We start from the raw sequence: 17131 nt of genomic DNA, 5'->3' as shown, positions 1-17131 counted from the left end.
CATTCTTCCGAAACTCAGGCGCCGCGCGGCCAATTCGCCGTCTGCGCGCGCCCGACCAATCCAAGTCCCTGAATTCCGAACCCGGCGACGGGGACTTGTGACAAACGGCGGCCGATGTCGGCCGCCGGTGCTGTGGGGGCAATAAGCATGAGAACTAAGATGCGTATCGGACTGCTCGCGGGCGTCTCTCTCGCGACTCTGTTTTCTACCGGGGTAGCGGCGGCGCAGACCATGGCCGCGGCCGCGACCATCGACGAGGTGGTGGTGACCGGCGCGCGGGCTCTGCCGCGCACGGTTCAGGACTCGCCCGTGCCGATCGACGTGCTGTCGTCGGACGACATCAAGGCGGTGTCGTACACCGACACCAACGACGTGCTGAAGACGCTTGTGCCGTCCTTCACCCTGGCGCGGCAGCCGATCTCGGACGGCGCCACCTTCATTCGTCCCGCCACCCTGCGCGGGCTGTCCAGCGACAAGACCCTGCTGCTGGTGAACTCCAAGCGTCGCCACCGGGCGGCGCTCGTCACCATCGGCGGCGACGGCAGCCAGCCGCCGGACGCCGCGACCGTTCCCGCCTCCGCCCTGAAGAGCGTCGAGGTCCTGCGTGACGGCGCCGGCGCCCAGTACGGCTCGGACGCCATCGCCGGGGTCATCAACTTCCTGCTGAAGGACAATTCCAGCGGCGGGGCGCTCAACGTCTCGGCCGGTCAGTACTACGAGGAGGACGGCGAGGAGGTCGTGGTCTCCGGCAATATCGGCCTGCCGCTGCTGGACTCCGGCTTCATCAGCATCTCTGGCGAGTACCTGACCGCCCAGCCGACCTCGCGCGGCAAGCAGTTCTGCAACGTCGGGATCCCGAACCTCGCGCCCGGCTTCTGCGTCGACACCTATGCGGCCTCGAATCCGGGCTTCGCCCAGGTGGTGAAACGGCCGGTGGTGCAGAAGTGGGGGCAGCCCGAGATCGAAGCCTTCCGCGGCTTCGTCAACTCCGGCTACGAGTTCGCCAACGGCTCCAAGCTGTACGCCTTCGCCAACTACTCGAACTCGGACTCCAAGCAGGACTTCAACTATCGCCCGCCGGTGGGCGTCGGCTCGACCGGCTCCATCGTCGATGACGTCGTGCGCCTGCAGAACGGTTCGACCTTCGCCTTCAACTCGCTCTGGCCCGGCGGCTTCACGCCTCAGTTCTTCGGCCAGGTCACCGACTACAGCCTGACGGGCGGCTACAAGGGCGACTTCACCGACAAGTTCTCCTACGACCTGTCGGCGCGCTACGGCCGCAACAAGATCTCGTACAACCTCACCGACACCTTCAACCCGTCGATGGGGCCAAGCTCGCCCAGCCACTTCTATGCGGGCGACCTGATCTCGTCGGAATACGCGTTCAACGCCGACTTCGCCTATGAGGTCGGCGGGCCGTTCGCGACGCCGGCGGTGGTCGCCTTCGGGGCCGAGTTCCGCAACGAGGGCTACGAGATCGTCCCCGGCGACGTGCCGTCCTACATCGCCGGACCGTTCGCCACCCCGGACCCGTTCGACTTCTGCACCAACGAGGCGACGGTGGCCCAGCGCACGCTGCGCCCGACCGCGCCCCAGAACGCCGGCATCAACTGCGCCAGCGCCTCGGACCCGGTCTATACGACCCTGCCGGTGGGCTCGAACGGCTTCCCAGGGAACACCCCGGCCTATTCGGGCGACCTCAGCCGCGAGAGCTATGCGGCCTATGTCGAAGCCTCGGCCGACATCACCGAGGCCCTGTTCGCCACCGTCGCGCTGCGGGCGGAGAACTTCTCCGACTTCGGCGACACCTTCGACTACAAGGTGGCGGCCCGTTACGAGCTGACCGAGGACCTTGGCGTCCGCGGTTCGTTCGGCACCGGCTTCCGTGCTCCGACGCCTGGCCAGCTGTTCACCACGAACGTCTCCACCCGGATCGAGAACGGGGCCACCGTCGCCTCGGGCCTGTTCCCGGCGACCAACGCGGTGTCGCAGTTCCTGGGCGCCGAGGAACTGGGACCGGAGAAGTCGTTCAACGTCTCGCTCGGCGTGACCGCGACGCTGTTCGACGGGCTGAACGTCACCGTCGACCTCTACCAGATCAAGCTTGAGGACCAGTTCTACGCCGTCACCCCGATCGTGGTGACGCCGGCGATCCGGGCTCAGCTGGTCTCGGCCGGGGTTCCCGGCGCCGACACCATCGGCCAGGTGCAGTTCTTCCAGAACGCCTTCGACTCCACGACCACCGGCCTCGATATCGTGGCCACCTACGCCATCGGCTGGGACAACGGTCAGACGACCCGGTTGATGGGCAGCTTCAACTACAACAAGTACAAGATCGACACGGTCCCGACGTTCTTCGACGGCGAGGCGGTGTTCGACTTCGAGAACACCAACCCGCAGTGGCGCAGCGTGCTGACCGCCAGCCACGATGTCGGCCCGTTCAGCTTCATGGGCCGCGCCAACGTCTGGGGACCTTACGAGAACCAGTACAGCGTCTCGATCCCGGTCCGTCAGAAGTGGGACCCCATCGTCCAGTTCGACATCGAGGCGAGCTGGCAGGTCACCGAGCAGCACAAACTGACGGTCGGCGCCCGCAACGTGTTCGACAAGTTCCCGGATCCTGACAAGACCGGCGAGTCGGGCACCAACGGGCGGATCTACCGCTCTGACAGCCTGCCGGACTGGCAGGGCGGCTACTACTTCGTCCGCGCTGCGGCGACGTTCTAGGAAGATGCGCGGGCGGTCCCTTGGGGCCGCCCGTCGTTTCAGATCGACTTGCCCATCCGCACCAGCGGCACCTTCACGCCGTTCGAGGTCTGCGCCTCGAACGGCTCGATGCGTTGGTAGCCGCAGGCGGCGTACAGCGGCTCGCCGGCCATGGTCGCGGCCATCTCGCAGCGGCTGAAGCCCTCGGCCCTGGCCTTCTCCTCGCAGGTCGCCAGGATCAGACGTCCCACCCCGCGCCGCACAAAGGCCGGATCGGTGTACATGGCCCGCACCCGCGCCGGATCCTTGGCCGGATCGACCAGCGCCGCATCGCGCCCGGCCGAGTGATCGCCGCCGAACAGGGTCGCGCGCCGGCTCCATCCGCCGCAGCCGGCGATGACGTCGCCCGCCTCGACCACATAGTAGGTGCCGTCCTCGATCAGCTGGGTGTCCAGGCCCATCACCTCCTGCGAGGCCAGCACCTCGTCCGGCGGCAGGAAGGCCGGCAACAGCTCGCGGATCGCCCGGTCCATGACAATCTTCAGGGACGGGATGTCCTCGCGGGCGGCGGGGCGGATGTGCAGGGTCTGGCTCATGCCCCATAGCTAATGAGGCGGCCGGGCGGCGTCACCTCACGGCTTGCGGCGCGAAACGCCTTGCCCCGCCTTGGCGCAAATCGCGCAATGACGTACCAACCTTCCATGGCCAGCGCGTTCGATTTGTTCAAGTTGGGTGTGGGTCCGTCCAGCTCCCACACCATGGGGCCGATGACCGCCGGCGCGCGCTTCCTGCAGCGGCTGGCGACGCAGGGCCTGCTCGCCCAGGTCACCCGCGTCGAGGTGGTCCTCTACGCCTCGCTGGCCCTGACCGGTCGCGGCCATGCCACCGACCGGGCGGTGATCCTCGGCCTGGCGGGTTTCACGCCGGCCAGCATCGACCCGGACGCCGCCGACGCCGCGCTCGAGGCGATCGCCGCCGCCGGCCGCCTGACGCTGGGCGCGGATGGACCCCAGATCGACTTCGATGCGAGCCGCGACATCCTCTGGGAAGGCCGCACCCGGCTGCCGCAACACCCGAACGCCCTGGCCTTCCGCGCCTATGACGCTGGCGCCCTGCTCGACGAGAAGCACTACTTCTCGGTCGGCGGCGGCTTCGTCGCCGACGAGGCCGAGATGAGCGCCAACGCCGCGCCGGTCCGCACCGTCCCAGAGCCCTATCCCTACGCCTCGGGCGCCGAATTGCTGGAGCAGGCGCAGAACGCCGGCCTCACCATCGCCGAGCTGATGTTCGCCAACGAGACCGCGGTGCGCAGCGCCGCCGAGGTCGACGCTGGCCTGGATGCGATCTTCGCGGCCATGGAGGCCTGCATCGAGCGCGGCCTGCGCCAGGACGGCTGCCTGCCCGGCGGCCTCAAGGTCCGCCGCCGCGCCCGCCAGATCCACACCGAGCTGGTGAGCAAGATCGAGCGCAACATCTCCGACCCGCTCGCCGCCCTCGACTGGGTCAATCTCTGGGCGCTGGCGGTGAACGAGGAGAACGCCGCCGGCGGCCGCGTCGTCACCGCCCCGACCAATGGCGCGGCCGGGCTGCTGCCGGCCGTGCTGCGCTACTACGACCGCTTCCATCGCGGCGGCGCCGAGGGGCGGCGGACCTTCCTGCTGACGGCCGCGGCGATTGGCTCGCTCTACAAGCGCAACGCCTCGATCTCGGGCGCCGAGGTCGGCTGCCAGGGCGAGGTCGGGGTCGCCTGCTCGATGGCCGCCGCCGGGCTCACCGCGGCGCTCGGCGGGACCAACGCCCAGATCGAGAACGCCGCCGAGATCGCCATGGAGCATAATCTCGGCCTCACCTGCGATCCCATCGGCGGCCTGGTCCAGATCCCCTGCATCGAGCGCAACGCCATGGGCGCGGTGAAGGCCATCGACGCCTCGCGGCTGGCCTTGCTGGGCGACGGCCAGCACACGGTGTCGCTCGACAAGGTGATCGCCACCATGAAGCGCACCGGCGAGGACATGAGCGAGATCTACAAGGAAACCTCGCTGGGCGGCCTGGCCGTCAACATCGTCGAATGCTGAGCCTCTGCCTGAACGCCAGATGAACGGCCCCCTCAAGGCCAGTTCAATGCCTGGGCCTCAAGATGCCGGGATCCCCTGTGGAAAGGTCACTGACATGAAGACGTTCCTCGCCGCGCTGACTGGCGGCGCGGTCCTGCTGGTCGGCGCCTCGGCATCGGCCAATCCGGCCCCCGCCGCGGCCGAGCGGCCGCTGGGCGTCGAGGCGAGCATCCCGTTCGCCAACACCACCGGCATCCGCAACTTCAAGGCCGATGGCGACAATGCGCTCTGGATCGAGGGCCGTCGCGGAGAGTGGTATCGCGCTGAACTCTTCGGCCCCTGCATCGGCCTCAATCACTCGATGAAGGTGGGCTTCGTCACCCGTGGGACCAACACCCTCGACCGCTTCGGTCAGGTGCTGGTCGACGGCTCGAAGTGCCAGATCTCCAGCCTCGTGACCTCGGCCGCACCGCCCGCCAAGACCAAGGCCAAAAAGTCCTGATCAACACGGCCGTCGGCCGACCGGCGGCCGTGAGGGTCGGAAGTCCGCCCGGGCTGACGAAGGGAGGGCGGTGGAGGCGGTCAGGCGCTCACAAGTCTCTGCTTTCGCCGTCCGGTGAAACCTCAGCCAAAGGGATCAATTCTCTTCGAATGAAGTCGATGCGGCTCAACAGCATCTCGGCATGCTCGCGAGTGGGTGCGACCTCGATGGGATAACACTCCGACAGATCTCGCCCCTCCAACACACTGTCGGCCCAATCTTGCGCGATTGCGCAATATAGCCGTAACGCGAGGGCTGGCGTCGGCGTATCGTCGGTCTCGAAATGCATTGGGGGCAGATCGCCAACGACCGCCCACCTCTCAGTGTCTTCAGGCTTTCGGGGGCGTTCGAAGCGCACCAGGAAAAGCGCGAGGAGGGGCGACACGCCGAACGCGAGCACAAGATTCAAGATTGGTGCATGGCTGTCTCTGTCGACGAAGGCCCTAGCCTCGACTTGCAGCGCCCGGAGAGCCTCGACTTCCTCACGGCTGTCGTAGTCGATGTCCAAACCTACGGGGAAGCGGGATGTGTCAACAAGCATGGCCATGCTGATAGCCGAAGCTTGACACAAAGAGAAGAACAAAAGGCCAACTCTTCCGAGCCGGGGAGTTATGCGACGAGGTCTCCGGGCTTTTAATTGGGAAAGTAGCGCTGCCGGATTTCCTCGGCGGCTGCGCCGGATCGGCTGGACAGGAATTGGGAAAGACGCCGGGTTATCCGCGGCTTGGGCGCCTAGCGCCGGAAGAGAGACGAATTCCAGACTGGGTTGGCGGTGAGAGAGGGATTCGAACCCTCGATAGGCTTTCACCTATACACGCTTTCCAAGCGTGCGCGATCGACCACTCCGCCACCTCACCACAGGCCCTGAGGGGCGCTGGGCCCCTCGCGGAAGGCGCGCAATATACTCATGACGACCCTGCGAGCAAGCGGACTTCACGTCCGCGTGCAGGGATTTCGCGGCGGGTGTCGCCATCTGCCGACAGGATCGCAGGAGGGGGCTGTGACAGAGGGCCGGTCGCCGCCCCCTCCAGCGCCTCCGGCGGCCAGGAATACCCGGCGCACGTGAAGCTCGTCACGATCCTGGCGTCGGGCCTGGCGAGCCGGCCCGGCAGCGCCTCTTGCGAGGCTCCCGGCCAATATCCCACGAAATGGAGGGCGTGTCAGTGGCGGCCCTGACGCGCGCGGGCGTGCAAACAGGCGCGAGCGCTCCTATGTTCTGGGCCAAGTTCTCATTGATCGGGCGCGCCATGATCTTCGCCAAGAAAACTCTCGAGCTTCCCACCATCGACACGGCACTGCCGGGCCGCGCGGCTCCGCTGCCGACGGCGGAGAGCCACTTCATCAACGGACGGCCGCTGAAGGGGCCCTATCCGGACGGGCTGGAGATCGCCGACTTCGCGATGGGCTGCTTCTGGGGCGTGGAGCGCAAGTTCTGGCCGGTCCCCGGCGTCTGGGTGACCGCCGTCGGCTACGTCAACGGGATCACCCCGAACCCGACCTACGAGGAAGTCTGCAGCGGCCGCACCGGCCATACCGAGGCCGTCCGCGTGGTCTACGATCCCCGCGTCGTCACCTATGAGGACCTGCTGAAGGTGTTCTGGGAGAACCACGACCCCACCCAGGGCATGCGCCAGGGCAACGACATCGGCACCCAGTACCGCTCGGGGATCTATGTCCACAACGACGCCCAGGCCTCGGCCGCCGCGGCCTCGCTGCAGACCTACCAGCAGGCGCTGTCCGACCAGGGCTATGGCGCGGTCACCACCGAGATCGCCGAGGCCCCGGAGTTCTACTTCGCCGAGGACTACCATCAGCAATACCTGGCCAAGAACCCGGCCGGCTACTGCGGCATTGGCGGCACTGGCGTCACCTGCCCGATCGGCGTCGGCGTCAGCGCGTGACGCGCGAGACCAGCCTGGCATGACCCGCGAGGAGGTCGAGGCCGCGGCGATGGCTCTGCCCGCGGCGACCAAGGTCGTCCAGTGGGGCGGGGCCGACGTCTACAAGGTCGGCGGCAAGGTGTTCGCGATCTGCGGCCTGGCCGGCGGGCTGTCGTTCAAAGTCACCGAGATCGGCTTCATGGTGCTTACCGACGAGGGCGCGCCCGGCCGCCAGGCGTCCTATCTCGCCAAGGGCCAATGGGTGAGCGTCGACCTCGACGAGGTCGACGCGCAGGACGTCATCGGCTGGATCACCACCTCGCACGAGCTCATCGCCGCCAAGTTGACGCGCAAGGCGCGGGCCGAACTCGGCCTCTAGTCGCCGCGCTTCTCCAGCACCCCGCGTAGCTCGCGGATCGCCCGTGCGGTCGGCGAGTGCCGCTGGCGGCTGAACAGCAGCGCCACCGCCGCCAGCGTCGCGGTCAGGAACGCGGCCGGACCGAACAGCCAGGCCGCGGCCGCCAGGGCGAAGTAGTATCCGCGCACGCCGCGATTGAACGACGACAGCGCCGGGTTCAGCACCTGCGCGGCCAGCGACCCGTACTGGCGCTGGAAATCCTTGTCGTCGGTGGTGGGCGTCGCGCCGATCACCGCCAGGCAATAGTTCATCTGCCGGATCGCCCAGATGAAATCGAGCAGTCCGCGGGCCAGGGCCAGCACCATCAGCGCGATCTGGGCCTCGAACAGCAGCCGCGACGAGGTCTTCAGGACCATCAGGCTGGAGGCGCTGCGGAACGCGCCTTCGCCGCCGAACAGCACCCCGGCGGCGCCGGCGATCAGGATCAGGTTCGACGAGGCGAAGAACGACGCCGAGTTCAAGGTGTGACCCAGCAGCTGGCCGTCCATGAACTTGTTCTCGCGGCCCGCCATGGTCCGCATCCAGGCGCCGCGCACGACGGTCATGTCGGTGTTGATCATGCCGTTATCGCGCGCCAGCACCCTCAGCAGCGGCTCATAGGCGAGCCAGATGATCGCGAAGATGACGAAGGCGACCACGTCGGCGGTCGACAGGGCGCTCAGGAAGTTCAAGGTCTGGTTCCTCGGCTGGGGCGCCCGCAGGGTCGCCGGATTCGTCGCCCGCCCGCTAGATGCGGCCCAGCATCGCCAGGACGCCGACGATGACCAGCACCAGGGCCAGTCCGCCGACGGGGAAATAACCCCAGGTCCGCGAATGTCTCCAGATGGGCAAGGCGACGACCAGCAGCGCGCCCAGCACGACGGGCAGGATGAGACCCAGGTTCACGACATCTCCCCGGCGACGCCTCGTTCAGGAGCCGCTAGCGATCGGCCACGTCTGCGGTGTGGATCGCCGAGTCGCCCTGCTTGACGCCCAGAGCGTAGAGGAGACCGATGAACCAACCCTTGGTGATCGGCAGCACGATCATCGTCACGACAGCCAGCGGGATCAGCGTCGCCGGCAGCACGATCATGGTCGGCGCTTCCCAGATGATCGGGAACAGCAGCAGCGGCGCGACGATCAGGTGGCCGACGATCAGGATCGTGAAATAGGCCGGGCCGTCGTCGGCCGGGTACTTGGCCAGGTCGTGGTCGCAGGTGGGGCAGCGCGGCTGCACCTTCAGATAGCGCCGGAACAGCTTGCCTTCACCGCAGGCAGGACAACGGCCCTTGAGCCCGCGGAGCATCGATTGCACGAACATGAACGCGATACCTGGGTGACTTCGCGCCTCGATATGCGCCCTGACGGCCCGCAAGAAAAGGGGCGCCGCCGCCGCAGGCCCGGAACGTCCGCCTCCCGCGGGCTTTTCGTCTGCAGGGCCTTGGAGCAGACTTGGACTTCATGCCCCGCGGAAGGGACGACCGATGAGCGACCAGCCCCACACGCCAGCCGAGAAGCCGCCGCACGGCCATGTCGGCCCGGCGACCCCGGCGGAAGACGTCTCGCGCACCGCCGATCCGGCGGTGGTGCCGCCCCGCGACAAGGCCAAGATCGCCGAGGAGGCGTCCCGCGAGGAGGACGCCTGAGCGCGGCCTAGCGCTTCATGTCGTTGGCGGCGCCGGTGACGGCCGCGCCGGCGGCCTGGGCGTCGCGGCCGATGCCGGCCACGGTGTTGCAGGCCGAGGTCATGAGCGCCGCGGCGACGGCGGCGAGGACGATGATCTTGCGCATGGGTGGTCCCCCGAACGGTTTGGCCGCCTGATGGCCAAGCTTCCTGGCGTTTTTTAGGCCTGCCATGCGCCTCTGATCAACCGGGCGATGACGCGCTAGGGTGCGGCATGGGTTACCTCGGCGCGCTGGTGCTGGCCGTCCACCTGGCGGTCATCGCCTTCAACCTGTTCGGGCTGGTCGCCATCCCGCTCGGCGCGTGGCGCGGCTGGGCCTTCGTGCGCGTGCGCTGGTGGCGGCTGCTGCACGTCGTCTCGCTGGCGGTGGTGGCCGCGCAGGCCTTGGCGGGCCGCGCCTGCTTCCTGACCCTGTGGCAGGGCGAGCTCAGCGGCACGGGCGAAGAGCCGCTGATCATGCGGTTCGTCAACGGCGTCATCTATTGGCCGCTGCCAATGTGGGCGTTCACCGCGGCCTATGCCGCGGTGTTCGTTTACGCGCTGGCGCTGTGGAAGCTGGTTCCGCCGGCCGTGAAGACCTAGTCGGCGTCCATCTTCAGGGCGGCGATGAAGGCTTCCTGCGGGATCTCGACCTTGCCGAACTGGCGCATGCGCTTCTTGCCGGCCTTCTGCTTGTCTAGCAGCTTGCGCTTGCGGCTCATGTCGCCGCCATAGCACTTGGCCGTCACGTCCTTGCGCAGGGCGCGGATGGTCTCGCGGGCCACGATCCGGCCGCCGATCGCCGCCTGCAGCGGGATCTGGAACTGGTGCGGGCTGATCAGGTCCTTCATCTTCTCGACCATGCCGCGGCCGCGGGTCTCGGCCCGGTCGCGGTGGACCAGCATCGACAGCGCGTCCACCGGCTCGGAGTTGACCAGGATCGACATCTTCACCAGGTCGCCGACGCGGTAGCCTTCGATGACGTAGTCGAAGGACGCATAGCCCTTCGAGACGCTCTTCAGCCGGTCGTAGAAGTCGAACACAACCTCATTCAGCGGCAGGTCGTAGACCACCAGGGCGCGCGAGCCGACGTAGCTCAGTTCGCGCTGCTCGCCGCGGCGGTCCTGGCAGAGCTTGATGACCGAGCCGAGGTACTCGTCCGGGGTCAGGATCGTCGCCTTGATCCACGGCTCGCTGATCGAATCGATCTTCACCGGGTCGGGCATGTCGGCCGGGTTGTGCAGCTCGATCTCGCTGCCGTCGTTCATGTGGATCTTGTAGACGACGCTCGGCGCGGTCGCGATCAGGTCGAGGTCGAACTCGCGGCTCAGGCGCTCCTGGATGATCTCCAGGTGCAGCAGCCCCAGGAACCCGCAGCGGAAGCCAAAGCCGAGCGCGGCGCTGGTTTCCATCTCGTATGTGAAGCTGGCGTCGTTCAGGCGCAGGCGGCCGATGGCGGCGCGCAGGTCCTCGAAGTCGGCCGCGTCCACCGGGAACAGGCCGCAGAACACCACCGACTGGGCGACGCGGAAGCCCGCGAGCGCGCTCGCCGTCTGGCGCTTTTCCTCGGTGATGGTGTCGCCGACGGCGGCGTCGGCGACCTGCTTGATCTGGGCGGTGATGTAGCCGATCTCGCCGGGGCCGAGCTCGGCGACCTCGGTCTGCTTGGGCCGGAACACGCCGATCTTGTCCACCTGGTGGGTGGCGCCGGCGTTCATCATCCGGACCTTCATGCCGGCCTTCAGCACGCCGTCCAGAACCCGGACCAGGACCACGACGCCCAGGTAGGGATCGTACCAGGCGTCGACCAGCAGCGCCTTCAGCGGCGCGTCGCGGTCGCCCTTGGGCGCAGGCAGCTTGGCGACGACGGCTTCCAGCACCTCGGCGATGCCTTCGCCGGTCTTGGCCGAGCACAGCACCGCCTCGGAGGCGTCGATGCCGATCACGTCCTCGATCTGCTGGCGCACCCGATCAGGTTCGGCCGCCGGCAGGTCGATCTTGTTCAGGACCGGCACGATCTCGTGGTTGTTGTCGATGGCCTGATAGACGTTGGCCAGGGTCTGGGCCTCGACGCCCTGCGAGGCGTCGACCACCAGGATCGAACCTTCGCACGCGGCCAGCGAACGGCTGACCTCGTAGGCGAAGTCGACGTGGCCGGGGGTGTCCATCAGGTTCAGGACATAGGTCTCCCCATCCTTGGCCTTGTATTCCAGGCGCACGGTCTGGGCCTTGATGGTGATCCCGCGCTCGCGCTCGATCTCCATGTTGTCGAGGACCTGCTCGGTCATCTCGCGCTTGGTCAGCGCGCCGGTCTCCTGGATGAGCCGGTCGGACAGGGTCGACTTCCCGTGGTCGATGTGGGCCACGATCGAGAAGTTGCGGATATGGGAGAGGGGCGTCGTCATTGCGCCCCGCCTCTAGCACATTCGGAGCCGTTCGCGAGTATTGCGTCTCTCGCGCAGCTTCATGGTTAATCGCCCGTTAAGCCTGACCGCCGCATTCATGCCCCCTGGGGATGTGAGGCTCGTTCAAAGCTTCAAGGGAATTTCATGGACCGCCGCACGCTGATCGTTTCGGGACTCGCCACTATTGGGACCGCGGGCTGCGCGACGGCCCAGCCCGGAGGCCCCGGCTCGCCGCCGCCGCCGAGTCCGAGCGCGACCGCCAATCCGAGCTACCCGACCGGCCAGGCCGAGACCTATAGCCGCGAGGAACTGGTCAACAACGTCTCCGACTTCCTGGGCGTCACCGCCGAGGCCGCCGGCGGCGTCATCGAGCGCGCCTTCCAGGACAACGGCCGTCCGACCGCCTACATCGCCGGCGAGGAAGCCTCCGGCGCCTTCGTGGGCGGGGCCCGCTACGGCCGTGGCCTGCTCTACATGAAGAACCGCCAGCCGATGGAAGTGTTCTGGCAAGGCCCGTCGGTGGGCTGGGACTTCGGCGGCAACGCCAGCCGCGTCTTCACCCTCTGCTACAATCTCCAGTACCCCGAAGTGATCTTCCAGCGCTTCCCGGGCGTCGAGGGCACGGCCTATCTGGTCGCTGGCCTGGGCGTGAACTACCTGCGCTCGGACGACATCATCCTGGCCCCGATCCGCACCGGCGTCGGCGTCCGCCTCGGCGCCAATGTCGGCTATCTGGGATTCAGCCGGACTCGGCGCACCCTGCCGTTCTGAGGCCTTAGGGGACGGCGCGATGCGGCCGGTCAGCGAGACCAAGTGGGTTCAATGCAAGACGCCTGGCGGCGACCTCCTGGTCTTCGCCGCGCGGCCTGAACTTCGCGACCGTCACAAGTCGGTGGTGGTGCTGATCCACGACGTGCTCAGCACCCCCGGCTCCATGGCGCCCTGGTTCGCCCGCCTGGAGCCCGAGGCCGAGGTCATGCTGGCCTCGCTGCCAGGCCACGGCACTGCCCCGCCGCTGTCGGCCCACGGTTGGGACGATCTCGTCAACGGCGTCCACCAAAGCCTGCGCACCGTCCTGCCCGGCCGCCGGGTGCTGGTGGCCGGCCTCGGCCTGGGCGGCCTGCTGGCCCTGGCGCTCAACGCCCGCGGCTATGCCGCCATCGCCTTCGATCCGTTCTTCACCACCGCCGGGCGCTGGCCGCTCGAGATCGTGCTGGAGCGCCGCGCCGCGCAAGGCGACCTTCCGGTCCCGGAGTTCCTGTTCGAGGCGCTCGGCTGGCGCGACGGGGCGATCGAGCAGAACCGCAGCTATGGCGGCCTGCTGGACCGCCTGAAGGCCCCGGCCATGGTGGTCTGCGGCGACGTGCCCCTGGCGCCGCCCCGCGACCTCGCCACCGCCCCCTCGCTGACGGACGAGGCCGACCACGCCCTGATGGCCGCCTATCCCAACCTCAAGCTTCAGATCGCCATCGGTTGCGGCCACGACGTGCTCGGCCAGGCTCCGGATCTCTGCCGCGACATCATCCTCGACGAGCTGGCCCGCGCCTGAGGACGCGGGGGCTCGCCGGGTACGGTCAGGTCAGGCGCGGAGCTTGGCGCTCACGGCCTTTTCAGCGGCGGCGACGACCTTGGCCGACAGGGCCTCGATCTCGGCGTCGGTCAGGGTCTTCTCGCGCGGCTGCAGCAGGATCTCCACCGCCACCGACTTCGAACCCTCGGCCACGCCCTGGCCGCGATAGACGTCGAACACCCGCGCCTGGGTGATCAGCGCCTTGTCGGCCCCAGCCACGGCCTTGATCAGGTCGCCGGCGGCCACCGCTTCGTCGACCACGAAGGCGAAGTCGCGCGAGAGCGGCATTAGGCTGGAGAGCTCCAGCGCCGGCTTGGTCTTGGTCGACTTCTTCTTCGGCTCGGGAATGTTGTCGACGATCAGCTCGAAGCCCAGCACCGGCCCCTCGACGTCCAGCGCCTTTAGGATCCGCGGGTGGATCTCGCCGAACTCGACCAGGGTGTTCTTGCCCAGGCGCAGCGCGGCCGAGCGGCCCGGATGCCACCAGTCGGCCAGTCCGCCCTGCGTCGCCTGCAACGAGCCTGTCGGCGCGCCCAGGTCCTCCAGCAGCGACATGAGGTCGGCCTTCAGCTCGAACAGGGCGTCGGCCGCCGCGCCGTCCCAGCGCCGGGGCGCATGCGGGGCGACGATCGCGCTGATCGCGGTGATCTGGTCCGCCGGCTGGTCGCCGCGATAGAGCGGGCCGATCTCGAACAGCGCCACGTCGGGGAAGCCGCGCCGCGCATTGCGGCCCGCCGCCTCGATCAGGTTCGGCAGGATCGACGGACGCATGCAGTCGAGGTCCGAGGCGATCGGGTTGGTGATCACCAGCTCGGGCTGGCCGCCGCCGAACAGGGCCGCGGTCTCGCGCTTGGTGAAGCTCCAGGTGATGGTCTCGGCATAGCCCTTGGCGGCCATCGCCCGGCGAGCGACCCGCACGCGCGTCTGGCGCGCGGTCAGCACGCCGCCGGCCGGCCGCGCCATCTCGGGCAGGGCGGTGGCGGGCAGGGCGTCATAGCCCTCGATCCGCGCCACTTCCTCGACCAGGTCGGCCTTGCCTTCCACGTCGCGCCGCCAGCTCGGCGGCTGCACCTTGTCGCCGTCCAGGGTGAAGCCCAGGTCGGTCAGGATCTGGTCGATCCGGGCGACCGGCAGGTCCAGCCCCGACAGCTGCTTCACATAGGATCGGTCGAAGACGACGGCGTCCGGCGCGGCCGGGGCCTCGCCGACCACGGTGACTTCCGACGGCTCGCCGCCGCAGAGCTCCAGGATCAGCTTGGTGGCCAGCTCCAGGCCGGGGACCTGGCTGGCCGGGTCCACCGTCCGCGCGAAGCGGTACTGGGCGTCCGAGGTGATGCCCGTCGTGCGGCCGGTCTGGGCGATGCGGATCGGGTCGAACCAGGCGCTTTCCACGAAGACGTCGGTGGTCTCGTCCGAGCAGCCAGTCGACAGGCCGCCCATCACGCCGCCCAGGCCGATCGCGCCCGAGCCGTCGGCGATGACCGTGATCTCGGGCGTGACCGCATAGGTCTTGCCGTCCAGGGCCTCGACGCTCTCGCCGTCCTTGCCGGCGCGGGCCTCGATGAAGCCGCCGGCCAGCTTGCTGACGTCATAGACGTGCAGCGGCCGGGCGCGGTCGTAGGAGATCAGGTTGGTGACGTCGACCAGGGCGTTGATGGGGCGCAGGCCGATAGAGGTCAGCTTCTGCTGCAGCCAGGCCGGCGAAGGGCCGTTCTTGACGCCGCGGATCAGCCGGCCGGTGAACTGGCGGCAGCCGTCGGAGCCGTCCAGGCGGATCTCGATGGGGTTGGCGAACTTGCCCGCCACCGGCGTGACGCTGACGTCCTTGAGCTTGCCCAGGCCCGCGGCGGCCAGGTCGCGCGCAATGCCGACCACGCCCAGCCAGTCGGGGCGGTTGGGGGTCACTTCGAAGTCGATCACCGCTTCCAGGCCGAGCGCCTGCGCGACCGGCGTGCCGACCTCCAGCGTGTCGGGCAGTTCCATGATGCCGTCGGACTCGGCGGCGGTCTCAAGCTCGGAGGCCGAGCAGAGCATGCCGTTCGACACCACGCCGCGCACGGGCTTCTCGACCAGGGTCACGCCCAGGCCGGGCACATAGGCGCCGATCGGGGCGTAGACCACGGTGATCCCGGCCCGCGCGTTGGGCGCGCCGCAGACGATTTCCTTGCGGCCGTCGCGGGTGTCCACCTGGCACACGCGCAGGCGGTCGGCGTTCGGGTGCTGGACGGCCTCGACGATCTTGGCGACCGAGAACGCGGCCAGCTTGGCGGCGGGATCGTCGACGTGCTCGACCTCCAGCCCGGCCATGGTCATCGCATCGACCACCTGTGCGGTCGTGGCGTCGGTTTCGAGGTGGTCTTTCAACCAGGAGAGCGTGAACTTCATTGATCGGCTCCTTCGCCGATGATCTCGACCAGGCGGAAGCGTTCGCACCAGAGCGCCATGTCGGGCGCGAATGTGCCTTCGCGGGTGAAACAGTCTTCGTGGACGGCGGCCCAATGGGCGCGGCTGAGATCGCCTTCGCCTTCTTCGGCGGCGAAATCGGCCGGCACCTCATCGAAGCGCCGCTGGACCAGTTCGGTGGACTCGATGACCGCGCGGGGCGCGCCGGCGCCATCGAGCACCACGTAGCGCGCGTTCGGAGCGCTGCCCTTCAGCCCCTGCGAGGCGGCCCAGCAGGTCGCCGTCTTCTTGCCCTGGAGGACCAGGGCGAGAAGCGCGTCGGCCGTCGCCGGACTGTCGCCGAAGGCGAAGTGCTCCAATGCGTCGCGCGGCGCGGGCATCAGCTCAGGCCCGAAGCCTGGTTGGGCGCCGCGTAGGGACTAAAGCCGTAGTGCTCCAGCCACCGCACATCGCTGGCGAACATGTCGCGCAGGTCGGGCATGCCGTACTTCAGCACGCCCAGTCGGTCGACGCCGCAGCCGAAGGCGAAGCCCTGCCACACGTCCGGGTCCAGGCCGCAGTTGCGCAGCACGTTCGGGTGCACCATCCCGCAGCCGAGGATCTCCAGCCAGTCGGCGCCCTGGCCGATCTTCACCTCGCCGCCCGAACGGTCGCACTGCACGTCCATCTCGGCGCTCGGCTCGGTGAACGGGAAGTGGTGCGGGCGGAAGCGGGTGACCACTTCCGGGGTCTCGAAGTAGCGCGCCAGGAAGGTCTCCAGCGTCCACTTCAGGTGGCCCATGTGGATGGCCTTGTCGATCACCAGGCCTTCGATCTGGTGGAACATCGGCGTGTGGGTCTGGTCGCTGTCCTTGCGGAACGTGCGGCCGGGCACGATCACCCGGATCGGCGGCTCCTGGCCGTTGGCGATCCAGCTCGGCAGCTTCTCGTTGACCGCATGCATCACCCGCACCTGCACCGGGCTGGTGTGGGTGCGCAGCACCTTGCGCTCGCCGCGTTCGTCCTCGGGCAGGAAGAAGGTGTCGTGCATCTCCCGCGCCGGGTGCTTGGGCGGGAAGTTCAGCGCCGTGAAGTTGTTGAAGTCGGTCTCGATATCCGGGCCCTCGGCGACCGAGAAGCCCATCTCGGCGAAGACGGCGATCATCTCGTCCATGACCTGCATGGTCGGATGGACGCTGCCCCTGCGGCGCGGCGGCGCGGGCAGGGTCAGGTCGACCCGCTCGGCGGCCAGCTTGGCGTCGAGCTCGGCGGCCTCCAGCACCTGCTTGCGCGCGGCGATGGCGGTCTGGACCCGGTCGCGCAGGCCGTTGATCTGCGGGCCGCGCTCGCGACGCTCGTCGGGGCTCATGCCCCCCAGCGACTTGAGCAGTTCGGAAATGGAGCCGGATTTGCCGAGGGCGGAGACGCGCACGGCCTCAAGGGCGGCGGCGTCGCCCGCGCCGTCGACGGCGGCGAGGATGTCAGCTTCGAGTTGGGCGGTCATGACGGGCTCGTCTAAGGGATCGGGGTAG

19 protein-coding genes and 1 tRNA gene are annotated in these 17131 nt (G+C 68.3%); 9 read left to right on the top strand and 11 right to left on the bottom strand.

Annotation, left to right across the window (positions count from 1 at the left end):
* The first annotated feature begins 159 nt into the window (after positions 1–159).
* A complete protein-coding gene (locus tag ASC79_RS13265) occupies positions 160–2727 on the top strand; it encodes a TonB-dependent siderophore receptor (RefSeq protein ID WP_235528657.1) in 2568 nt (855 codons plus the stop codon).
* 38 nt (positions 2728–2765) lie between these two features.
* Here the strand turns inward: ASC79_RS13265 and ASC79_RS13260 are convergent, their stop codons facing one another.
* A complete protein-coding gene (locus ASC79_RS13260; RefSeq protein WP_056017049.1) occupies positions 2766–3302 on the bottom strand; it encodes a GNAT family N-acetyltransferase in 537 nt (178 codons plus the stop codon).
* Between the two features lie 105 nt (positions 3303–3407).
* Here ASC79_RS13260 and ASC79_RS13255 point away from each other — a divergent pair, with 105 nt between their 5' ends.
* Both ASC79_RS13255 and ASC79_RS13250 read left to right on the top strand, forming a co-directional pair.
* On the top strand, positions 3408–4781 hold the full coding sequence (locus tag ASC79_RS13255) for an L-serine ammonia-lyase (RefSeq protein ID WP_056017046.1): 1374 nt from the start codon (positions 3408–3410) through the stop codon (positions 4779–4781).
* A gap of 94 nt (positions 4782–4875) precedes the next feature.
* Positions 4876–5262: a DUF6491 family protein gene (locus ASC79_RS13250; RefSeq protein ID WP_056017043.1), complete on the top strand. Its 387-nt coding sequence runs from the start codon at positions 4876–4878 to the stop codon at positions 5260–5262.
* A gap of 88 nt (positions 5263–5350) precedes the next feature.
* Here the strand turns inward: ASC79_RS13250 and ASC79_RS13245 are convergent, their stop codons facing one another.
* On the bottom strand, positions 5351–5848 hold the full coding sequence (locus ASC79_RS13245; protein ID WP_056106278.1) for a hypothetical protein: 498 nt from the start codon (positions 5846–5848) through the stop codon (positions 5351–5353).
* Between the two features lie 220 nt (positions 5849–6068).
* A tRNA-Ser gene (locus ASC79_RS13240) sits at positions 6069–6158 on the bottom strand.
* A gap of 390 nt (positions 6159–6548) precedes the next feature.
* Between ASC79_RS13240 and msrA the strand changes: the two genes are divergently transcribed.
* A complete protein-coding gene (gene msrA, locus ASC79_RS13235; protein WP_056017966.1) occupies positions 6549–7202 on the top strand; it encodes a peptide-methionine (S)-S-oxide reductase MsrA in 654 nt (217 codons plus the stop codon).
* A gap of 19 nt (positions 7203–7221) precedes the next feature.
* Positions 7222–7560 (top strand): MmcQ/YjbR family DNA-binding protein, encoded by a 339-nt coding sequence (locus tag ASC79_RS13230; RefSeq protein WP_056017037.1) that lies wholly within the window; start codon positions 7222–7224, stop codon positions 7558–7560.
* Here ASC79_RS13230 and ASC79_RS13225 read toward each other — a convergent pair.
* Genes ASC79_RS13225 through ASC79_RS13220 form a run of 3 tightly spaced genes read right to left on the bottom strand, consistent with a single transcriptional unit; the run spans position 7557 to position 8899 of the window.
* Positions 7557–8270, bottom strand: a complete 714-nt coding sequence (locus ASC79_RS13225) for a DUF599 domain-containing protein (RefSeq protein WP_235528656.1) — start codon at positions 8268–8270, stop codon at positions 7557–7559. The two genes, ASC79_RS13230 and ASC79_RS13225, sit on opposite strands and share 4 nt — an antisense overlap.
* Before the next feature lie 55 nt (positions 8271–8325).
* Positions 8326–8484 carry a DUF3309 family protein gene (locus ASC79_RS20795; RefSeq protein WP_082532099.1) on the bottom strand — a complete coding sequence of 53 codons (159 nt, stop codon included), beginning with the start codon at positions 8482–8484 and terminating at the stop codon, positions 8326–8328.
* Positions 8485–8518: 34 nt separating this feature from the next.
* Positions 8519–8899: a DUF983 domain-containing protein gene (locus ASC79_RS13220; protein WP_156378262.1), complete on the bottom strand. Its 381-nt coding sequence runs from the start codon at positions 8897–8899 to the stop codon at positions 8519–8521.
* A gap of 163 nt (positions 8900–9062) precedes the next feature.
* On the opposite strand from ASC79_RS13220, the gene ASC79_RS21105 reads away from it, so the two are divergent.
* Positions 9063–9224: a hypothetical protein gene (locus ASC79_RS21105; protein WP_156378261.1), complete on the top strand. Its 162-nt coding sequence runs from the start codon at positions 9063–9065 to the stop codon at positions 9222–9224.
* A 7-nt stretch (positions 9225–9231) separates the two neighbouring features.
* Here the strand turns inward: ASC79_RS21105 and ASC79_RS13215 are convergent, their stop codons facing one another.
* Complete coding sequence (locus ASC79_RS13215) at positions 9232–9369, bottom strand: hypothetical protein (RefSeq protein WP_056017034.1); 138 nt, start codon at positions 9367–9369, stop codon at positions 9232–9234.
* A gap of 107 nt (positions 9370–9476) precedes the next feature.
* Between ASC79_RS13215 and ASC79_RS13210 the strand changes: the two genes are divergently transcribed.
* The gene (locus tag ASC79_RS13210; protein ID WP_056017031.1) at positions 9477–9845 is read left to right on the top strand and encodes a DUF2784 family protein; all 369 of its coding nucleotides are present in this window, start codon (positions 9477–9479) and stop codon (positions 9843–9845) included.
* Here the strand turns inward: ASC79_RS13210 and lepA are convergent.
* A complete protein-coding gene (lepA, locus tag ASC79_RS13205) occupies positions 9842–11647 on the bottom strand; it encodes a translation elongation factor 4 (RefSeq protein WP_056017028.1) in 1806 nt (601 codons plus the stop codon). The genes ASC79_RS13210 and lepA overlap by 4 nt on opposite strands.
* A gap of 144 nt (positions 11648–11791) precedes the next feature.
* Between lepA and ASC79_RS13200 the strand changes: the two genes are divergently transcribed.
* Together ASC79_RS13200 and ASC79_RS13195 are read left to right on the top strand one after the other, a co-directional pair.
* Positions 11792–12418, top strand: coding sequence for a DUF1134 domain-containing protein (locus ASC79_RS13200; protein ID WP_056017026.1), 627 nt, complete (start codon positions 11792–11794; stop codon positions 12416–12418).
* A gap of 19 nt (positions 12419–12437) precedes the next feature.
* Positions 12438–13196, top strand: a complete 759-nt coding sequence (locus tag ASC79_RS13195) for an alpha/beta fold hydrolase (RefSeq protein ID WP_056017023.1) — start codon at positions 12438–12440, stop codon at positions 13194–13196.
* A gap of 30 nt (positions 13197–13226) precedes the next feature.
* Here ASC79_RS13195 and pheT read toward each other — a convergent pair whose 3' ends face one another.
* From pheT to pheS, 3 genes are read right to left on the bottom strand one after another with little or no spacing between them, the layout of a single operon-like run.
* Positions 13227–15602, bottom strand: coding sequence for a phenylalanine--tRNA ligase subunit beta (gene pheT, locus ASC79_RS13190; RefSeq protein WP_056017020.1), 2376 nt, complete (start codon positions 15600–15602; stop codon positions 13227–13229).
* Positions 15599–16000, bottom strand: coding sequence for an ASCH domain-containing protein (locus ASC79_RS13185; RefSeq protein ID WP_056017018.1), 402 nt, complete (start codon positions 15998–16000; stop codon positions 15599–15601). Before ASC79_RS13185 ends, pheT begins: the two co-directional genes overlap by 4 nt.
* Positions 16000–17103: a phenylalanine--tRNA ligase subunit alpha gene (pheS, locus tag ASC79_RS13180; protein ID WP_056017015.1), complete on the bottom strand. Its 1104-nt coding sequence runs from the start codon at positions 17101–17103 to the stop codon at positions 16000–16002. The genes ASC79_RS13185 and pheS overlap by 1 nt, the downstream gene beginning before the upstream one ends.
* Positions 17104–17131 lie beyond the last annotated feature (28 nt).

It is taken from the genome of Phenylobacterium sp. Root1290 (genome assembly GCF_001425305.1).
Classification (GTDB): Bacteria; Pseudomonadota; Alphaproteobacteria; order Caulobacterales; family Caulobacteraceae; genus Phenylobacterium.
The sequence above is the reverse complement of the archived record's forward strand: the minus strand, read 5'-3'. Positions and strand labels throughout refer to the sequence as shown.

Coding starts and splice junctions, on each gene's coding strand:
- ASC79_RS13265 (WP_235528657.1), top strand. CDS start 160: ATGCGTATCGGACTGCTCGCGGGCGTCTCTCTCGCGACTCTGTTTTCT.
- ASC79_RS13260 (WP_056017049.1), bottom strand. CDS start 3,302: ATGAGCCAGACCCTGCACATCCGCCCCGCCGCCCGCGAGGACATCCCG.
- ASC79_RS13255 (WP_056017046.1), top strand. CDS start 3,408: ATGGCCAGCGCGTTCGATTTGTTCAAGTTGGGTGTGGGTCCGTCCAGC.
- ASC79_RS13250 (WP_056017043.1), top strand. CDS start 4,876: ATGAAGACGTTCCTCGCCGCGCTGACTGGCGGCGCGGTCCTGCTGGTC.
- ASC79_RS13245 (WP_056106278.1), bottom strand. CDS start 5,848: ATGGCCATGCTTGTTGACACATCCCGCTTCCCCGTAGGTTTGGACATC.
- msrA (WP_056017966.1), top strand. CDS start 6,549: ATGATCTTCGCCAAGAAAACTCTCGAGCTTCCCACCATCGACACGGCA.
- ASC79_RS13230 (WP_056017037.1), top strand. CDS start 7,222: ATGACCCGCGAGGAGGTCGAGGCCGCGGCGATGGCTCTGCCCGCGGCG.
- ASC79_RS13220 (WP_156378262.1), bottom strand. CDS start 8,899: ATGTTCGTGCAATCGATGCTCCGCGGGCTCAAGGGCCGTTGTCCTGCC.
- ASC79_RS21105 (WP_156378261.1), top strand. CDS start 9,063: ATGAGCGACCAGCCCCACACGCCAGCCGAGAAGCCGCCGCACGGCCAT.
- ASC79_RS13215 (WP_056017034.1), bottom strand. CDS start 9,369: ATGCGCAAGATCATCGTCCTCGCCGCCGTCGCCGCGGCGCTCATGACC.
- ASC79_RS13210 (WP_056017031.1), top strand. CDS start 9,477: ATGGGTTACCTCGGCGCGCTGGTGCTGGCCGTCCACCTGGCGGTCATC.
- lepA (WP_056017028.1), bottom strand. CDS start 11,647: ATGACGACGCCCCTCTCCCATATCCGCAACTTCTCGATCGTGGCCCAC.
- ASC79_RS13200 (WP_056017026.1), top strand. CDS start 11,792: ATGGACCGCCGCACGCTGATCGTTTCGGGACTCGCCACTATTGGGACC.
- ASC79_RS13195 (WP_056017023.1), top strand. CDS start 12,438: ATGCGGCCGGTCAGCGAGACCAAGTGGGTTCAATGCAAGACGCCTGGC.
- pheT (WP_056017020.1), bottom strand. CDS start 15,602: ATGAAGTTCACGCTCTCCTGGTTGAAAGACCACCTCGAAACCGACGCC.
- ASC79_RS13185 (WP_056017018.1), bottom strand. CDS start 16,000: ATGCCCGCGCCGCGCGACGCATTGGAGCACTTCGCCTTCGGCGACAGT.
- pheS (WP_056017015.1), bottom strand. CDS start 17,103: ATGACCGCCCAACTCGAAGCTGACATCCTCGCCGCCGTCGACGGCGCG.